A 15,900-nucleotide genomic window follows, 5' to 3' on the forward strand; every position below is an offset into this window, starting at 1 on the left:
CGGTGGGTCGTGTACGGGGTGAAGCGCTTTCTCCTTGGGCGTGGTGCGGCGGCGCTGTGCGTGACGAGAGGGGCTAACCCGCGTACGGGTCGGCGACCTTGCCCGGCCGGGCCAGGAACTCGAAGTCGCAGCCGGTGTCGGCCTGGGTGATCTGGTCGTTGTAGAGCGCGCCGTAGCCGCGCTCGTACCGTGCGGGCGGCGGTGTCCACTCCGCCCGGCGTCGCTCCAACTCCTCGTCGTCCACGTTGAGTTGGAGGGTGCGCGCCTCGACGTCCAGGGTGATGGTGTCCCCGGTCCGTACGAGCGCCAGTGGTCCGCCTACGTACGACTCGGGCGCGATGTGCAGCACGCACGCGCCGTAACTCGTCCCGCTCATCCGGGCGTCGGAGATCCGGACCATGTCCCGGACGCCCTGCTTGAGGAGGTGGTCGGGGAGCGGGAGCATGCCGTACTCGGGCATGCCGGGGCCGCCCTTGGGGCCCGCGTTGCGCAGCACCAGCACGCTCTCTGCGGTGATGTCCAACTCCGGGTCGTTGATGGTGCGTTGCATGGTCCGGTAGTCGTCGAAGACGACCGCGGGGCCGGTGTGCTTGAGCAGGTGCGGTTCGGCGGCGATGTGCTTGATGACCGCGCCGTCCGGGCAGAGGTTGCCGCGCAGGACGGCGACCCCGCCTTCGCTTGCCACTGGGTTGTCGCGCGTACGGATCACGTCGTCGTTGTGCACCTGCGCGCCGGCGAGCTGTTCGCGCAGGGTGTCGTACGAGACCGTCGGGCGGTCCAGGTGGAGCAGGTCCGTGATCCGGGAGAGGAACCCGGGCAGGCCGCCGGCGAAGTGGAAGTCCTCCATGAGGTACGTGTGTCCGCCGGGCCGTACGTTGGCCAGGACCGGGACCGTGCGGGCGATGCGGTCGAAGTCGTCGAGCGTGAGGTGGACGCCCGCGCGGCCGGCCATGGCGATGAGGTGGATCACGGCGTTGGTGGAGCCGCCGAGGCCGAGGACGGTGGTGACCGCGTCCTCGAAGGCGTCCGGGGTGAGGATCGACGAGAGAACACGCCCCTTGTGGACTTGTTCAACAATCCTCATGCCGGATGACGCGGCCATCCTGTCGTGCCCCGAGTCCACCGCGGGAATGCTCGACGCACCCGGCACGGTCACGCCCAGCGCCTCCGCCGCCGCCGTCAGCGTGGACGCCGTCCCCATGGTCATGCAGTGCCCGGGCGAGCGCGCGAGGCCGCTCTCCAGTTCGGTCATTTCGCAGTCGCCGATGAGGCCGGCGCGCTTGTCGTCCCAGTACTTCCACATGTCGGTGCCGGAGCCGAGGATCTCGTTGCGCCAGTGACCCGGCAGCATCGGCCCGGCCGGCACGAAGACGGTGGGCAGGTCGACGCTGGCAGCGCCCATGAGGAGCGCGGGGGTCGACTTGTCGCAGCCGCCCATCAGCACGGCGCCGTCGACCGGGTAGGACCGCAGCAGCTCCTCGGTCTCCATCGCGAGGAGATTGCGGTAGAGCATCGGGGTCGGCTTCTGGAAGGTCTCGCTCAGCGTGGCGACCGGGAACTCGAGCGGGAAGCCGCCCGCCTGCCACACGCCCCGCTTGACCGCCTGGGCGCGCTCCCGGAGGTGCACATGACAGGGGTTGATGTCCGACCAGGTGTTGAGGATCGCGATGACGGGCTTGCCGAGGTGTTCCTCGGGGAGGTAGCCGAGCTGGCGGGTGCGGGCCCGATGGCTGAAGGAGCGCAGCCCGTCGGTGCCGTACCACTGGTGGCTTCTGAGTTCTTCGGGGCGCTTTCTGGTGACAGGGGCATTCATATCGACCATCCGGCGGCTATCGCGGCGACCTCGGCGCGCTCGCTCTCGGGCAGGGGCCTGCTGGGCGGGCGGACGTCCCGGCGGCACAGGCCGAGGGACGCAAGCGCTTCCTTGACGATCGTGACGTTGTTCGCGGAGCCGTTCGCCGCACGTAGTTCCTCGAATCGGCGGATCTGCTCCCACACCTTCATCGCCCCCGGATAGTCCCCTGATCGAAGCGCTTCGATCATGTTCAGCGAGACGGACGGGGCGACGTTCACGAGCCCTGAGGTGAAGCCGGTGGCGCCCGCCGAGAAGTACGAGGGCGCGTACGGTTCGGCCAACCCGGCCACCCACACGAAGCGTTCGAGCCCCGCGTCCCGGGCGAAGGCGGCGAAGCGGGCCGCGTCCGGCACGGCGTACTTGACGCCGATGACGTTCGGGCAGTCGTCGGCGAGTTCCGCGAGGCGGGCGCCGATGAGCTGGGCGTTGCGGATGTACGGGACGACGCCCAGATCGGGCACGGCCTCGGCGATGGCGCGGTGGTAGTCGACCCAGCCGTCCTGCGAGACGTAGGGGTGGACGGGCTGATGGACCATCACCATCTGGGCGCCGAGTTCGCCGGCGTGCCGGGCGGAGGCGATGGCGGTCGGCACGTCGTGCCCGACGCCGACGAGGATCGCGGCGCGTCCGCCCGCCTCGTCGACGGTCAACTCCGTGACGAGCTGCCGCTCTTGGGGAGTCAGGGCGTAGAACTCTCCGGTGTTCCCGTTGGGCGTGAGGATCTTGACCCCGCCGTCGAGCAGTCGGCGCAGCAGGGCCCGGTGGGTGTACCGGTCGACGGTGCCGTCCTCGGCGAACGGGGTCACCGGGATCGCCACCACGTCGGCCAGAGCCGCCCGTTGGGCCTCGAACGACGCCGTCATGCCTGACCGTCCTCTCCCTGGGCCCCGAACTCGGCGTCGGGGAAGGCCCGTTGCACGAACGACGCGATGTGCGCGTGCAGCGCGGTCGCCGCGCCATCCGCGTCGCCGTCGAGGGCGAGCCGCAGGATCTCCCGGTGTTCGCCGGCCTCCCGTTCCCAGGAGGGCGAGGCGGCCCAGGCGACGGCGGAGACGAGAGCCGCCTGGTCGCGGACCTCGTCGAGCATCCGGCCGAGCAGCGGGTTGCCGCAGGGCAGGTACAGGGCGCGGTGGAACTCCCGGTTGGCGAGGGAGCGTTCAGCGGTGTCCGTCGCCTCGTCGGCACGGGTCAGGGCGTCGCGTGCGGCATCCAGGGAGACGTGACGTCGTACGGCACGGCGGAGCGCCTCGGGTTCGAGGAGCAGCCGTACGTCGTACACCTCGCGCGCCATGTCCGCGTCCACCATGCGCACCGTGACGCCCTTGTACTGGTTCATCACGACGAGCCCGGTACCGGCCAGGGTCTTGAGCGCCTCGCGCACCGGGGTCTTGGACACCCCGAACTGTGCGGCGAGTTCGGTCTCGACCAGCGGCTGACCAGGGGTCAACTGCCCGGTGAGGATGCGGCGTTTGATCTCCTCCTGCACGTACTGCGTGCGGGACGGGATCGGCGTGGGCACAGAGGTCATGCGCGCCTCTCGGATGTCACGTGGCTGCGATCGCGGATCGGTTCTCGGATATCTGATCTCGCGTATCGCGTCTCATATATGACGTACGAAGTACGACGCGTTGAAGGTAGGAGCGGCCCTGTGTTTCGTCAATGCTTCTGACAGAAGAACCAGAAAGCGCTTCACATGGTCTTGGTGACGCCTTCCAGCGCGGCGGAGGTCCGGCCGGGGAAGATCGCGGCGGCGCGTTCCAGGGCCGATTCCCTGGTGAGGGTGGGTCCCACGTGGGTGATGAGGAGTTCGCGCGCACCCTTGGCCCAGGCGCCGGCGTCCTCGGGCGTGAGGTGTACTTGCCGTTCGCCTTCGCGATGCCGGTCGATGTCGGCCTCGCAGAGGAACACGTCGGCGCCGCCCGCGAGTTCGGCCAGCGCGTCGCAGGGTCCACTGTCCCCGGAGTAGCCGAGGACACTCCCCTGGCACTCGGCGCGCAGCCCGTACGCCTCGACGTCGTGGACGACTGCGCGGGCGGTGAGCCGGAGGTTCCAGTGCCGGACGGCGTGCCCGTCGTAGAGCGGGCGGAAGTCGAAGACACCGCTCAGGAACCGTACGTCCGGCTGCCCGAAGAAGCCCGCCAGCCGACGTGCGCAGTCCTGCGGGGCGTAGAGCGGGATCGGTGCGGCCGGGGTCATCCCGCCGAAGGCGAACGCGTAGGCGGCCGCGAGGAGATCGGCGCTGTGGTCGGCGTGCAGATGGGAGATCCAGATCGCCGTGAGCCGCGCCGGATCCATGTGCCGCTGCAACTCCGCGAACGTCCCGGTCCCCGCGTCCACCCACACCTCGGCGCCCCCACCGCGCAGCAGATACCCGGAGCAGGGTCGGCCGGGACGCGGATGCGGGGAGGCGGTGCCGAGGACGGTGAGACTGAGAGGCATGGTGGGGAAGAGTACGGTTCCGGGGCCCGCAGCACTCACCTTGCGGTGTTCTGTGGACATGCGCCGTGTCTGGCTGATGGTCAGGGGGCCTGCCGTCAACTGGCGGAGAAGTAGTGGCCGTTGTCCATGTCGGCGAGCAGGCCGGGCCGGGCGGGTTCCCAGCCGAGGGTCCGGCGGGTGATGAGGTTGGACACCGGGTAGCTCTGCGTGACGATGTTCGTGAGGAACCCGAAGTACCCCGGCGTCATCAGAGCATCGTGGGGAACGCTCACGGCGGGCAGGCCCAGACGGCCGGCGATGGCCTCGGCGATGTCGCGGAACGGGATGCCCCCGTCCTCGACCGCGTGCCAGTACGAGCCGGCCGGCCCCTTCTCCAGCGCCAGGCGGAACAAGGTGGCGGCATCGCGGACGTGCACGGCGTTCCACAGGTTCGCGCCGTCTCCGGGGTAACCGACGAAACCCTTCTCCTTCGCGAGCGCGATCAGCGTGGGGAGGAAGCCGACACGATCGGTCGTGCTGTGCGCGATGATGGCGATCCGCACGATCGAAGACCGTACTCCCTGCTCGGCCAGGCCGACGACGGCCCTTTCCACCACATTGCGGACCCGCAGGGTGCCCTTGTGCTCATCGCCGGCGGGAAGGGCCGGGTCCTCCTCGGTGGCCGGCCTGCCCAGGTTCCCGGGGGAGCCTATGCTTCCCGCCGTGACCAGCGGCTTTCCGGTTCCCGCGAGTGCCTCGCCGTACGCGAGCATGATCGGGAGCTCCGCGGCGGCCACGGCGTCGAGCCCTCCGGAGGGCAGCAGATCCTGCCTGTGCGCGAGGTGGATGACGCCGTCGGAGTCCGCGGCTGCCTCCTTGAGCCCGTCGAGATCCTGGAGATCGCCGCGCCGCACCTTCGCGCCGAGCGCGGAAACGACCGCCGCGGAAGCGTCCGACCGGGCCAGGCCGGTGACCTCGTGGCCGGCGGCGATGAGCTCGGGAATGATGTACGAACCGGAATGGCCGGTTCCACCGGCGACGAAAACGCGCATTTGACTGTCCTTATGAGGGTAGGTACGGGGTCTTTTCGTGCCGTAAATGAATGTGGCGTAATGCGGTACGAGAGGTAGGGGTGCGCTCAGCCGAGAAGGGTGATACCGAGGGAGAAATTGGTGTGCTTGACAGAGTGGTTCATGAGGCCCAACTCCAGCAGGCCGACATTCTCCAGCGCCCGCGCCATGGACAGCTCCCCGGTGTCCCAGGAACGCAGCCCCAGGCTCTCGACGAACGCCGACACGCGCGCCTTCGCCTGCGCGTCGTCGCCGGCGATGAACACGTCCAGAGGGCGGCCCTCGGCCGGGCCGGCAGCCAGAATGTGGGAGAACAGCGTGTTGAACGCCTTGACGACATGCGCGTCGGCGGGAGCCGCCCCGGCGATCTCCTGTGCGCCGGAGCTGCCGGCGGGGACGACGAATCCCTGCAGGTCGGGGGCTACGGGGTTGGTGATGTCGACGATGACCTTGCCGCGCAGCGCGTCCCCGTACTCCCTCACCACCGCCGCCGCGCCGACGTACGGCACGGCGAGGACAACGATGTCCCCGGCCGGGGCGGACCCAGCCGTACCGACCGTGGCGCCGTCGAGCGTGGCGGCCACCTCCTTGGCCTTGGCCCGGTCGCGGCCGATGATCTCGACGGCGTTACCGCCGACGAGCGCCCGGCCGGCCAAAGCGCGGGCCATGTTTCCCAGTCCGACAATGCTGATGCTGCTCATCGGTGTTCCTGCTTTCCGGGCCTGAACCCTGCCGTCGACTTCGCATGTCGAATTCTTGGACCGAATTCGCTTCGGCGCCTTTGGGTGCCTGCTTTCAGACTGCCATCGGTCCGATTAGGTGTCCAAGACCTATTTAAGCTGTGGTGATACCCTGAAAGCATCACCAGGCTGGGAGATGCCGTGGATCTGGATATGCGCAAACTGCGTTATTTCGTCGCCGTGGCCGACCGGCTGCATTTCGGCCGCGCCGCCGATGAGCTCCACATCGCGCAGCCGGTGCTCAGCCGGCAGATCCGCGCGCTCGAGCAGGATCTCGGCGCCCCGCTGTTCACCAGGGATCGCCACGGCGTGGAGCTGACAGACGCGGGCCGGCAACTGCTGGCCGACGCCGGTCCGCTGCTCGCCTCCACCGACGCGGTCCGCCGCCGGGTGTCCGCGGCCGCCCGCGGCACCCGGCGGCTGATGGTCGGTTTCCGGGCCGGCATCCCGGTCAGCCCGGCTTCACGGGCGTTCGAGGCCCGGCACCCGGACGTGGTCGTGGACATACAGCGGATCGAAGGGGACGACCAGGCCGCGATGCTGCTCGACGGCCGCATCGACGTCGGCTATGTGCGGCTGCCCATCGACGAGACCGGCCTGCGCGTCACCCCGCTGTACACCGAGCCGCGGGTGGCGGTACTGCCCGCCGGACACCGGTTCGCCGGCAAGAAGGAGGTCACCGAGGCCGACCTGGCCGGCGAACCGCTGGTCTGGCGCGGTGATCCGAGCACGCAGCCCACCAGGCGCCCGCACCCCGATGCCGGGTACCCGGTGCGCGGGGTGGACGAGACGCTCGAGCACGTCGCGGCCGGACGGGGCATCTCCTTCCTGGCCCGTTCGGCGTCCGTGTTCTATTCGCATCCCGACGTCGCCTATGTGCCCATCCCGGAACTGGCGCCCGACCAGGTCTGCCTCGCGGTGGCGGCATCGCACACCTCGCCGGTGGTGGATGACTTCGTCACCGCGGCCCGGTCGACGGCCGAGATCACGGCGGAATGCGGGAACTACGAGATGTGGCAGCTCGGAGGCGAGGCCGCCGCGAGGCACGCCTGAGCAGTTCGGCTGACGCCGGCTGCGTACGTGTTCTTCATGCGCCACCGCGTACCGACGTATGTGATCAGCCGTCTGTTCGAACCGGCGGCGCGTCAGCGCCCTGGGCCGAGACGACGACCTCGAACTCCTGCGACCTTCGAGGGTCGCCGTTCTCCCCGGCGGCCTCTGCCGCGGCCGTCAGCAGGCGGGCGGGACGGCCAGATCTGCAAGAGCCCGCGAGGCCAGGTGCCGGGCGGCCGGTATCGCGTGCCGGCCAGGGCAGCCGCGTGACCAGTAGCGCGGCCGGCCCGGCCGCGATGCTCCACGTCAACTCGACACTTCCTCCCGGCGCCGGTCATCGCCGGCTGTGGCGGGGATGGCGTTGTCGATGAGGACGGCGGCGATGGCCGCAGCGGTGGGGAAGGCGTCGGCGTTGAGAACCCGGGTGCGGGCCGCGGCGCCGTCGATGAGCAACGCGAGCTGCTCGCCGAGCTGTTCGGGGTCGGCGGCGCCGGCTTCACGAGCGGCGTCGGCGAGTCGCGCGGCGACGGCTTGCTTGTAATCGCGTGCGTACTGGGATGCCGGGTGCTGGGGGTCGTGGAGTTCGACTGCGGTGGCGATATAGGGGCACAGGGGGGTGGTGGGCGGGACGTCGAAGGCGGCGAGGAGCCGTTCGCGGGGCGTGAGGTCGGTGCGGTCGAACACGCCGGACAGAACAGAGGGGTCGAACCGGCGCAGGTACTCGGCGACGAGTTCGTCCTTGCCGGCGAAGTGCTGGTAGGCCGTGCGCTTGGACACCTCGGCCGCCGCGCAGAGCTGGTCCATGCCGGTGCGGTTGATGCCCTGCTCGCGGAACAGTTCCTGGGCCGCGCCCAGGATGCGCTCGCGAGCGCCCCGGCCGCGGCGGCGGCCCGTGGGGCCCTTCTCCAACTCCGTCATGGCTCCACGGTACCGCAGCTAGGTAACGACCGGTGTACATAGTTTGCGCCCCGGCCGCCCGCCCCGTACGGTAAGCACACAGGGCGGTGTACTTAAGTCCGTCGCCCCACGTACACACGGCACCACCGACCCAAGGGAATGACCATGGGAAAGCTCGACGGCAAGGTCGCGGTCATCACCGGCGGCACCACCGGCATGGCACTGGCCGGCGCAAAGCTGTTCGTCGACGAGGGAGCGCACGTCTTCATCACCGGCCGCCGCCAGGACGCCCTGGACGAGGCCGTGCAGCAGATCGGCCGCAACGTCACCGGCGTCCAGGGCGACGCCGCCGATCTGGACGACCTGGACCGCCTGTACGACACCGTCAAGCGGGAGAAGGGCAGCCTCGATGTGCTGTGGGCCAGCGCCGGAGGGGGCGAGCCCGCCCCGCTCGGCGAGATCACCGAGGCCCAGTTCGACACCTGGTTCGGGCTCAACGCCCGCGGCACCCTGTTCACCGTCCAGAAGGCGCTCCCGCTCTTCAACGACGGCGGCTCCATCCTCATGACCGGCTCCAACGCCTCCCTCGGTGCCTTCCCCGGCTGGAGCGTCTACGCCGGCAGCAAGGCCGTCCAGCAGGCCTGGGCCCGCGTCTGGCTCAACGAGCTCAAGGACCGCCGTATCCGCGTCAACGTCCTGACCCCCGGCCAGGTCGCCACCGCCAAGCAGGCGGAACTCTTCGACGAGGCCACCAGGCGCCAGTTCGAGTCCCTCATCCCCCGCGGCCTGATGGGCCGTCCCGACGAGATCGCCACCGCCGCCCTCTTCCTCGCCTCCGACGACTCCAGCTACGTCAATGGCATGGAACTCGTCGCCGACGGCGGCACCACCGCCATCTGAACCGGACAGCACACAACCAGGACAGGACTTCTCATGAGCAGCATCAGCATCATCGGCACCGGGAACATGGCCCGCACCATCGGCGCGCGGGCGGTGGCGGGCGGCAACACCGTCGAGGTCATGGGCCGCGATCAGTCCAAGGCCGCCGACCTGGCCAAGGCTCTCGGCGGCGGTGCCACGACGGGAGAATGGGGCACCGCCCCGGCCGGGGACATCGTCGTCGTGGCTCTGTTGTACGACGGTGTCGTGCCGGTCGTCGCCCAGTACGGGGACGCTCTCGCGGGCAAGGTCATCGTCGACATCAGCAATCCCTTCAACTCCACGTTCGACGGGCTGGCCCACCGCGAGGAGACCTCCATCGCGCAGGAAGTCGCCAAGGCGGCGCCGGCAAGCGCCAACGTGGTGAAGGCGTTCAACACCGTCTTCCGTCACGTCCTGGAGAAGGGTCGGCCCGACGTCTTCCTCGCCGGCGACGATGCGCAGGCCAAGGCAAGTGTGTCGGCGTTCATCGAGAGCCTCGGACTGCGCCCGCTGGACGTCGGCGGCCTGAAAATGGCGCACTGGCTGGAAGGAGCGGGCCTGGTCACGGTGGGCCTCGCCAACCACGGGGTGGGGAACTTGGACTTCGCCCTCGGCATCACCGAACTTCCCGTCTGAGTCGACGAGTTCCGCGGGATGCGGTCGCCGCCGCACCGCGCACGGACGGTGGTTCCCCGTCGAAGGGTGAGGCCTACGGCTTCCACCCCGGATCCCGCCCGCTCAACCCCACCGCCCGGTCCAGCAGCGGCGCGTCAGCCGGTACCGGCACCACCGGGCCGAAGATCCCCCCGCCCCCGGTCGGGTCCTCGGCCGCCGCCAGCAGGAAGGTGTGCGACGCCTGGAGTGCGGCCGGGTCGGGCTCGTAGGGCTGGCCGGTGGCGGCGGCCAAGTCCCAGCCGTGGATGACCAGTTCGTCGGCCACGACGGCGGCGGCGACCGCACCGGGGAGGTCGATGCCGCCCGCGCGGGTCATGCCGTTCCAGGCGGCCGGGTCGCGCCAGGCCTCGGCGAGTCCGTCGAGGACCTTGGGGAAGTCCTCGCGCCAGCCGGGGCCGATGTCGGAGGCGGCGGTGTCCGGTGCGGTGTCCGTCATGACGCCCAGGTCCTTGCGCGCGGCGTCGCGGAAGGCGACGGACAGGCCGAGCAGGTGTCCCAGCATGTTGCGCACGGCGGTGCCGGGGCACGGAGTCACGTCCCTGAGCTGCTCGTCGGTGACGCCTTCCACGAGGCGGGCGACGACACGGGCCTGCGGGCCGAGGTCGAAGATGCTGTCGGTCATGCGCTTCCCTTCCGGGGATCGGACTTCGCTTCGATTCCGGGGATCGGTCTCCACTCATGAGGTAGACCGACCGCGGCCCCGAAACTCATCGCGCGCCCGTGTCACGCCCCCACCGCCCCACCTTTCTACGGCACCTGCCCGATGCCGCCTCCCCCGCCTTAGACCCACGATGACCAGGCATGACGACAAACTGGACGGTGACCCGCATCCTGCGGGACCGCAACGCGGGGCTGTATTTCACGGGCCTGGTGGTGTCCGCCTTCGGCACGTCCGCGCTGGGGCTCGCGGCCGGCGTGTGGGTGAAGGACCTCACCGGCTCGAACGGTCTCGCCGCGCTGTGCGTGTTCGCCGTCTGGGCGCCGACCCTGTTCGGCCCGGCCCTCGGCACGATCGCCGACCGTGTCCGCCGCAAGCCGCTGCTGGTCCGGACGAACCTCGGCCTGGCCGCCCTCCTCCTCACCCTCTTCCGCGTCGACTCCCGCGCCGGCCTGTGGCTCCTGTTCACCGTCCTGTTCGTCTACGGCACCACCATCGTCGTCCAGGACCCCGCCGAGTCGGCCCTCCTCGCCACCGTCGTCGACCGGGACCTCCTCGGTGACTTCAACGGGCTGCGGATGACGGCCGTGGAGGGCATGAAGCTCGTGGCACCGCTGACGGGCGCGGGCCTGTACGCGGCGTTCGGCGGGCCCACGGTGGCCGCCCTGGACGCGGTCACGTTCGTGCTGGCGGCCGGCCTGTGGCTGTTCGTCCGTGCGCACGAGGAGCGGCCCGAACGCCCCGCCGGTACCTGGCGGACGCAAACCGCCGAAGGCGTACGCGAGTTGTGGCGGCACCCCCTGCTGCGCCCGCTGGTCCTGGCGGGCGGGACCACGATGTTCCTCGCGTCCTTGAGCAGCAGCACGATCTACGCCGTCGTCGACGCCCTGGGGCACGCCCCGGCATACACCGGCGTGCTGTACATGGCCCAGGGCGCCGGCTCCGTGGCGGTCGGACTGGTCTCCGGGCCCGCGCTGCGCCGGCTCGGCGCGCGTCGGTTCGGGGCGGCTGGGATCGCCCTCATGGCCGTCGCGGTGGCCGCACGGGCGGTGCCGTCCGACCCGGTGGTCCTGGCGTGCAGCGCGGCGATCGGGCTGGGGCTGCCGTGCGTGCTGATCGCCGCGTTCACCGCCGTGCAGGGCGAGTTGCCGGGTCCGCTGCTCGGCCGCGCGACCGCCACCGCCAACACCCTGATCTTCACACCGAACGTGATCGGGCTGGCGGCGGGGGCGGCGCTGGTCGAACTGGTCGACTACCGGCTGCTGTTGATCCTGATCGGCCTGGCGCTGCTCACAACGGGCGCGTCACTGGGGCTGCTTGGGGCGGGCACGCCCCCGGCTCAGCGCCCGGCCAGCGCCGATCGCACCTCCGTCAAGTCCCCCTCCGACGCCAACCCCGCGTGATACAGCCGCAGTTCGGTCGCCCCGAGGCTCCGGGCCCGTTCCGCGTCCGCCGCAAGCGCCCCCGGCCGTCCCCCCATCCCGGACACCACCGTGAAGTTGGCCGCCAACACCGCCCCGTCCCGGCCCTGTTCGGCGAACGGGGTCAGCAGGCCCGCGCCGCCCGTGCAGGGGACGACCACGCCGTCGGCCACCGTGAGGATGTGCGCGGGGTCGACGCCCGCGTTGGCGCCGCAGTGGTACGACTCCGGGTCCGCGTGCAGCAGTACCTGGAAGCCCTCGGGCGCGGCGGCCCGGACCGCTGCGACCGCCGTCTCCTGGAGCGTGCGGGCCCGGTCGTCGCGCCACGCGCGGGTGGCCGTCGCGTTCGCCTCGCCGAGGAGTTTCCCGACCCCCGCCCAGCCGCCGTCGGAGGGCGCCCCCCGCCACACGGGTTCCAGCGCGGTGCGTACGGCGGACGCCAACTCCTCGGCGTCGACGCCCTGTTCGCCGTAGCCCTGTCGGCAGGTGGGGCAGAAGCAGAGGGCCATCAGGTACTGGCCGGCGTCTCCGAGGCCGATGCCGGCGGTCTTGTCGTGGGCGTGCAGGTGGGTGAGGCCGTACCAGCCGAGGGACTCCAGTTCGGTGCCCTGCGCGCCGGGGCGTACGGCTGCCTCGGCGGCGAGGTCGACGAGGTACCCGCGCGTGGCGGGCTGGGCGACGCAGGGTGCCCAGGGGTAGCGGTCGCCGTAGGCGTTGACCACCGAGGTGTCCGGATGTTCCGCTCCCAGACGGGAGTTGTGGGCGAGCACGACCCAGGTGTGCACCTCGAGGCCCGCGTCCGCGAGGGCTGCGGCGGCCTCCCCGTAGGCATCACCGGGCGCCCAGTCGCCGGCCGGGTACGGCCTCAACTCCCGTCCCTCCCAACGGGCGTCCGGCGGATACAGCACAGCCGCGTGCTCGGCGGTGACGATGCGGTGGCGCGGGTGACGGGGGGTCAACGCGCGCGTGGAGTGGTAGGCCGAGGCGAGGGTCGCCTGTTGGACGCCGAGTTCGGCGATCCTGGTGCCTGCCTCCGGGTCGCCGTTGACGTCCCAGGGGTAGACGAATGCCGATGCCTTCACGCGTCCTCCCCCATCCGCGACTCGATCTGCGACCCGATCTCCGACTCGATCAACGTGTAGCCGCGCTCGATGAGTTGGGCGAGCTGCTTGACATGGTCCTCGGTCGGTTCGGTCAGCGGCGGGCGGACCTCGCCGACGTCCAGCCCCCGCATCCGCACTCCCGCCTTGACGAGCGAGACGGCGTAACCCCGGCCCTGGGCGCGGAGTTCGACGAACGGCCGGTAGAAGCCGTCCAGGAGGCGGTTGGCCGTGGTGTCGTCGCCGGTCGCGAGCGCCCGGTGGAAGGCGAGCGCGATCTCGGGGACGAAGCAGAACACGGCGGAGGAGTAGAGGGTGATGCCGATGCCCCGGTAGGCGAGTTGGGTCTGTTCGGCGGTCGGCAGTCCATTGAAGTACAGGAAGTCGCCGGGGACTTCGGTGCGTACGGTGCTCACGATCCGCTGCATCAGGTCGAGGTCGCCGAGGCCGTCCTTGAAGCCGATGATGCCGTCGGTGCGGGCGAGTTCGACCACCGTCGACGGGGTGAACACGGCGTTGTCGCGCTGGTAGACGATGACGGGCAGCGCGGTCGCCCCGGCCACCTCCCGGTAGTGCCGCAGCAGTCCCTCCTGCCCGGCGACCACCAGATACGGCGGCATCGCTAGCAGCCCGTCCGCCCCGGCCGCCTCCGCGAGCCGTGCGTACCGTACGGCGAGCGCGGTGCCGTAGCCCGCTCCCGCGACCACTGGCACCCGGCCCTCCGCCGCCTCCACGGCGGCCCGCACGCACGCCTCGAACTCCTCGGGCAGCAGCGCGTGGAACTCCCCGGTGCCGCAGCACGCGAACACGGCGGCGGCACCGGCCTCGACGCCCCGGCGGACATGCGTGCGGTAGACGTCGAGATCGACGGAGCCGTCGGGGCCGTACGGAGTGACGGGGAAGAACAGCGGCCCGCTGGGGATACTGAGCCGGTCGGCGAGAGGGGCTGGCGTCACGGGCTCTCCCTTGAACAAGCGCGTACGTTCTTCTGATCCATGTCTACATCTCTGAACAACCTCACCCTAAGGAGCCGCCTCAGGGTGGGTCAAGCGGGCGAATGAGCAACAGGGGAGCGGATTTCCCAGGTCCGCGCCACACTTGACGGGCACGCTGACCGATCCCTAGCTTGTCCATGCATGTGAATATCATTCACGGATGAGGCCGCAGGTCTGAACCGATCCGATCGACTCCAAGGAGACCGAGGATGCCCGCACCCCGCACCGTTCTGCTCACCGGCGCCGCAGGCGGGCTCGGCACCCTGATGCGGGACCTGCTTCCCTCCTACGGCTACGACCTGCGGCTGCTGGACGTACGGCCGATCGAGGGCGAGCCGGACGCGATCACCGCGGACCTCTCCGACCGGGCGGCGCTCCGCGAGGCCGTGCGGGGCGTCGACGCGGTCATCCATCTCGCGGGCATCTCCCTGGAATCCACCTTCGACAAGATCCTCAAGTCGAACATCGAGGGCACGTACAACCTCTACGAGGCCGCCCGCGAGGAGGGCGTCCCCCGCATCGTCTTCGCCTCCTCCAACCACGCGGTGGGCTACACGCCGAGGCCGCAAGGGGACGACCCCCTCATCCCCATCGACACCCCGCACCGCCCCGACACCTTCTACGGCCTCTCCAAGTCCTTCGGCGAGGACCTCGCGCAGCTCTACTGGGACAAGCACGCCCTGGAGACCGTCTCCGTCCGCATCGGCTCCTGCTTCCCGGAGCCGAGCAGCGTGCGCATGCTGTCGATCTGGATGAGCCCCGCCGACGGCGCCCGCCTCTTCCACGCTGCCCTGACCGCCGAGGACGTGCGGCACACCGTCGTCTACGGCTCCTCCGCCAACACCCGTCTGTGGTGGGACCTTTCGACCGCGCGGGCGCTCGGTTACGAGCCGCGGGACGACTCGGAGCCGTACGCCGAGAAGATCATCGCCGAGCAGGGCGAGCTGGAGCCGGGCGTCGAGGCGCACGCCTGTCTCGGCGGCCACTTCGTGAACGATCCGCCGATCTGGCCGTACTGACAGGAAAGCCGTATCCACATCGGCCGTACTGACCGGAAAAGGAACTCCGCGGCGGCGGGCGGGCACCGAACGGGCCCGCCCGTCGGCATGTTCGGGCACGGATGCTGCCCGATCTCACGCCCGGGCGGACAGCCGTGCAGGTCCGCGACGGGCACAGCGCGCGGTAAACGGTCACACACGGGCAGCATCGGGCGTGCAACAGGCCTGGTCAGTGCCGCGCGCCAGCTGTAGAACTTCCCCCAAGGGTCCCACCGGGCCCGAACGGGCAGTACTCCAGGTGAGCGGGGAAGGCGGTGTCGGCCATGGGCACGAGTTCGGCGGAAGAACGTCAGCGGGAGATCGTGCGGGCCGCGCGGCGCACCGGCTCGGTCGACGTCACCGCGCTCGCCGCCGAGCTGGGCGTGGCCAAGGAGACCGTACGGCGCGATCTGCGCGCCCTGGAGGACCACGGGCTGGTCCGCAGGACCCATGGCGGTGCCTACCCCGTGGAGAGCGCCGGTTTCGAGACGACGCTCGCCTTCCGCGCCACCAGCCATGTCCCGGAGAAGCGCCGGATCGCGGTCGCCGCGGCCGAGCTGCTCGGGGACGCCGAGACGGTCTTCGTCGACGAGGGCTTCACCCCGCAGCTCATCGCCGAGGCACTGCCCAGGGACCGGCCGCTGACCGTGGTCACCGCGTCCCTGCCGGTCGCGGGCGTGCTCGCCGAGTCCGAGAACACCTCGGTGCTGCTGCTCGGCGGCCGGGTCCGGCACGGCACGCTGGCGACCGTGGACCACTGGACGACGAAGATGCTCGCCGGCTTCGTCCTCGACCTCGCCTTCATCGGCGCCAACGGCATCTCCCGCGAACACGGCCTGACCACCCCCGACCCCGCCGTGAGCGAGGTCAAGACACAGGCCATCCGCGCCTCCCGGCGCACCGTGTTCGCGGGCGTGCACACCAAGTTCGGGGCGGTCAGCTTCTGCCGGTTCGCCGAGATAGGCGCCCTGGAGACGATCGTCACGAGCACGCTGCTCCCGTCGGCCGAAGCCCACCGCTACTCACTGCTGGGGCCACAGGTCATCCGCGTCTAGAGCAC

The 15,900-nt window shown here is 70.5% G+C and carries 16 protein-coding genes; 6 read left to right on the forward strand and 10 right to left on the reverse strand.

Annotated features, from left to right (window positions below; translation table 11 throughout):
• Positions 1-73: 73 nt before the first annotated feature.
• From araD to OO70_RS35825, 6 genes are all read right to left on the reverse strand, one after another.
• Complete coding sequence (gene araD, locus OO70_RS35800; protein WP_043680829.1) at positions 74-1,813, reverse strand: L-arabinonate dehydratase; 1,740 nt, start codon at positions 1,811-1,813, stop codon at positions 74-76.
• The gene (locus OO70_RS35805; RefSeq protein ID WP_043680832.1) at positions 1,810-2,718 is read right to left on the reverse strand and encodes a dihydrodipicolinate synthase family protein; all 909 of its coding nucleotides are present in this window, start codon (positions 2,716-2,718) and stop codon (positions 1,810-1,812) included. The genes araD and OO70_RS35805 overlap by 4 nt, the downstream gene beginning before the upstream one ends.
• Positions 2,715-3,383, reverse strand: coding sequence for a GntR family transcriptional regulator (locus OO70_RS35810; protein ID WP_043680835.1), 669 nt, complete (start codon positions 3,381-3,383; stop codon positions 2,715-2,717). Before OO70_RS35810 ends, OO70_RS35805 begins: the two co-directional genes overlap by 4 nt.
• 161 nt (positions 3,384-3,544) lie before the next feature.
• Entirely contained in the window at positions 3,545-4,294 is a 750-nt protein-coding gene (locus tag OO70_RS35815) for an MBL fold metallo-hydrolase (RefSeq protein ID WP_043680837.1), read from the reverse strand.
• A 95-nt stretch (positions 4,295-4,389) separates the two neighbouring features.
• Positions 4,390-5,325, reverse strand: a complete 936-nt coding sequence (locus tag OO70_RS35820; RefSeq protein WP_043680840.1) for an SDR family oxidoreductase — start codon at positions 5,323-5,325, stop codon at positions 4,390-4,392.
• An 86-nt stretch (positions 5,326-5,411) separates the two neighbouring features.
• Positions 5,412-6,044, reverse strand: a complete 633-nt coding sequence (locus OO70_RS35825) for an NADPH-dependent F420 reductase (protein WP_043680843.1) — start codon at positions 6,042-6,044, stop codon at positions 5,412-5,414.
• 180 nt (positions 6,045-6,224) lie between these two features.
• On the opposite strand from OO70_RS35825, the gene OO70_RS35830 reads away from it, so the two are divergent.
• On the forward strand, positions 6,225-7,136 hold the full coding sequence (locus OO70_RS35830) for a LysR family transcriptional regulator (RefSeq protein ID WP_043680846.1): 912 nt from the start codon (positions 6,225-6,227) through the stop codon (positions 7,134-7,136).
• Positions 7,137-7,442: 306 nt separating this feature from the next.
• On the opposite strand, the gene OO70_RS35835 is transcribed toward OO70_RS35830, so the two are convergent.
• Positions 7,443-8,054, reverse strand: a complete 612-nt coding sequence (locus tag OO70_RS35835) for a TetR/AcrR family transcriptional regulator (RefSeq protein WP_043680849.1) — start codon at positions 8,052-8,054, stop codon at positions 7,443-7,445.
• A 144-nt stretch (positions 8,055-8,198) separates the two neighbouring features.
• On the opposite strand from OO70_RS35835, the gene OO70_RS35840 reads away from it, so the two are divergent.
• Positions 8,199-8,933: an SDR family NAD(P)-dependent oxidoreductase gene (locus OO70_RS35840; RefSeq protein WP_043680852.1), complete on the forward strand. Its 735-nt coding sequence runs from the start codon at positions 8,199-8,201 to the stop codon at positions 8,931-8,933.
• Positions 8,934-8,966: 33 nt separating this feature from the next.
• A complete protein-coding gene (locus OO70_RS35845) occupies positions 8,967-9,590 on the forward strand; it encodes an NADPH-dependent F420 reductase (RefSeq protein ID WP_043680855.1) in 624 nt (207 codons plus the stop codon).
• 73 nt (positions 9,591-9,663) lie between these two features.
• On the opposite strand, the gene OO70_RS35850 is transcribed toward OO70_RS35845, so the two are convergent.
• Entirely contained in the window at positions 9,664-10,251 is a 588-nt protein-coding gene (locus OO70_RS35850) for a TIGR03086 family metal-binding protein (RefSeq protein WP_043680857.1), read from the reverse strand.
• 179 nt (positions 10,252-10,430) lie between these two features.
• Here OO70_RS35850 and OO70_RS35855 point away from each other — a divergent pair, with 179 nt between their 5' ends.
• Positions 10,431-11,690: an MFS transporter gene (locus OO70_RS35855; RefSeq protein ID WP_043680860.1), complete on the forward strand. Its 1,260-nt coding sequence runs from the start codon at positions 10,431-10,433 to the stop codon at positions 11,688-11,690.
• On the opposite strand, the gene OO70_RS35860 is transcribed toward OO70_RS35855, so the two are convergent.
• Complete coding sequence (locus OO70_RS35860) at positions 11,627-12,790, reverse strand: hypothetical protein (protein ID WP_043680862.1); 1,164 nt, start codon at positions 12,788-12,790, stop codon at positions 11,627-11,629. The two genes, OO70_RS35855 and OO70_RS35860, sit on opposite strands and share 64 nt — an antisense overlap.
• The gene (locus tag OO70_RS35865; RefSeq protein WP_043680864.1) at positions 12,787-13,764 is read right to left on the reverse strand and encodes a 5-dehydro-4-deoxyglucarate dehydratase; all 978 of its coding nucleotides are present in this window, start codon (positions 13,762-13,764) and stop codon (positions 12,787-12,789) included. The genes OO70_RS35860 and OO70_RS35865 overlap by 4 nt, the downstream gene beginning before the upstream one ends.
• A 248-nt stretch (positions 13,765-14,012) precedes the next feature.
• Between OO70_RS35865 and OO70_RS35870 the strand changes: the two genes are divergently transcribed.
• Together OO70_RS35870 and OO70_RS35875 are read left to right on the forward strand one after the other, a co-directional pair.
• Positions 14,013-14,822, forward strand: a complete 810-nt coding sequence (locus tag OO70_RS35870; RefSeq protein ID WP_043680865.1) for an NAD-dependent epimerase/dehydratase family protein — start codon at positions 14,013-14,015, stop codon at positions 14,820-14,822.
• A gap of 302 nt (positions 14,823-15,124) precedes the next feature.
• Positions 15,125-15,895 carry a DeoR/GlpR family DNA-binding transcription regulator gene (locus tag OO70_RS35875; protein ID WP_043680866.1) on the forward strand — a complete coding sequence of 257 codons (771 nt, stop codon included), beginning with the start codon at positions 15,125-15,127 and terminating at the stop codon, positions 15,893-15,895.
• The last annotated feature ends 5 nt before the right edge of the window (positions 15,896-15,900 follow it).

It is taken from the genome of Streptomyces xylophagus, assembly GCF_000716435.1.
Taxonomy (GTDB): domain Bacteria; phylum Actinomycetota; class Actinomycetes; order Streptomycetales; family Streptomycetaceae; genus Streptomyces; species Streptomyces xylophagus.

What these genes read in the sequence shown, in the direction of transcription:
- OO70_RS35805 (WP_043680832.1), bottom strand. Translation starts at nt 2,718, where the DNA reads ATGACGGCGTCGTTCGAGGCCCAACGGGCGGCTCTGGCCGACGTGGTG.
- OO70_RS35870 (WP_043680865.1), top strand. Translation starts at nt 14,013, where the DNA reads ATGCCCGCACCCCGCACCGTTCTGCTCACCGGCGCCGCAGGCGGGCTC.
- OO70_RS35815 (WP_043680837.1), bottom strand. Translation starts at nt 4,294, where the DNA reads ATGCCTCTCAGTCTCACCGTCCTCGGCACCGCCTCCCCGCATCCGCGT.
- OO70_RS35855 (WP_043680860.1), top strand. Translation starts at nt 10,431, where the DNA reads ATGACGACAAACTGGACGGTGACCCGCATCCTGCGGGACCGCAACGCG.
- OO70_RS35840 (WP_043680852.1), top strand. Translation starts at nt 8,199, where the DNA reads ATGGGAAAGCTCGACGGCAAGGTCGCGGTCATCACCGGCGGCACCACC.
- OO70_RS35845 (WP_043680855.1), top strand. Translation starts at nt 8,967, where the DNA reads ATGAGCAGCATCAGCATCATCGGCACCGGGAACATGGCCCGCACCATC.
- OO70_RS35850 (WP_043680857.1), bottom strand. Translation starts at nt 10,251, where the DNA reads ATGACCGACAGCATCTTCGACCTCGGCCCGCAGGCCCGTGTCGTCGCC.
- OO70_RS35875 (WP_043680866.1), top strand. Translation starts at nt 15,125, where the DNA reads ATGGGCACGAGTTCGGCGGAAGAACGTCAGCGGGAGATCGTGCGGGCC.
- araD (WP_043680829.1), bottom strand. Translation starts at nt 1,813, where the DNA reads ATGAATGCCCCTGTCACCAGAAAGCGCCCCGAAGAACTCAGAAGCCAC.
- OO70_RS35820 (WP_043680840.1), bottom strand. Translation starts at nt 5,325, where the DNA reads ATGCGCGTTTTCGTCGCCGGTGGAACCGGCCATTCCGGTTCGTACATC.
- OO70_RS35810 (WP_043680835.1), bottom strand. Translation starts at nt 3,383, where the DNA reads ATGACCTCTGTGCCCACGCCGATCCCGTCCCGCACGCAGTACGTGCAG.
- OO70_RS35825 (WP_043680843.1), bottom strand. Translation starts at nt 6,044, where the DNA reads ATGAGCAGCATCAGCATTGTCGGACTGGGAAACATGGCCCGCGCTTTG.
- OO70_RS35835 (WP_043680849.1), bottom strand. Translation starts at nt 8,054, where the DNA reads ATGACGGAGTTGGAGAAGGGCCCCACGGGCCGCCGCCGCGGCCGGGGC.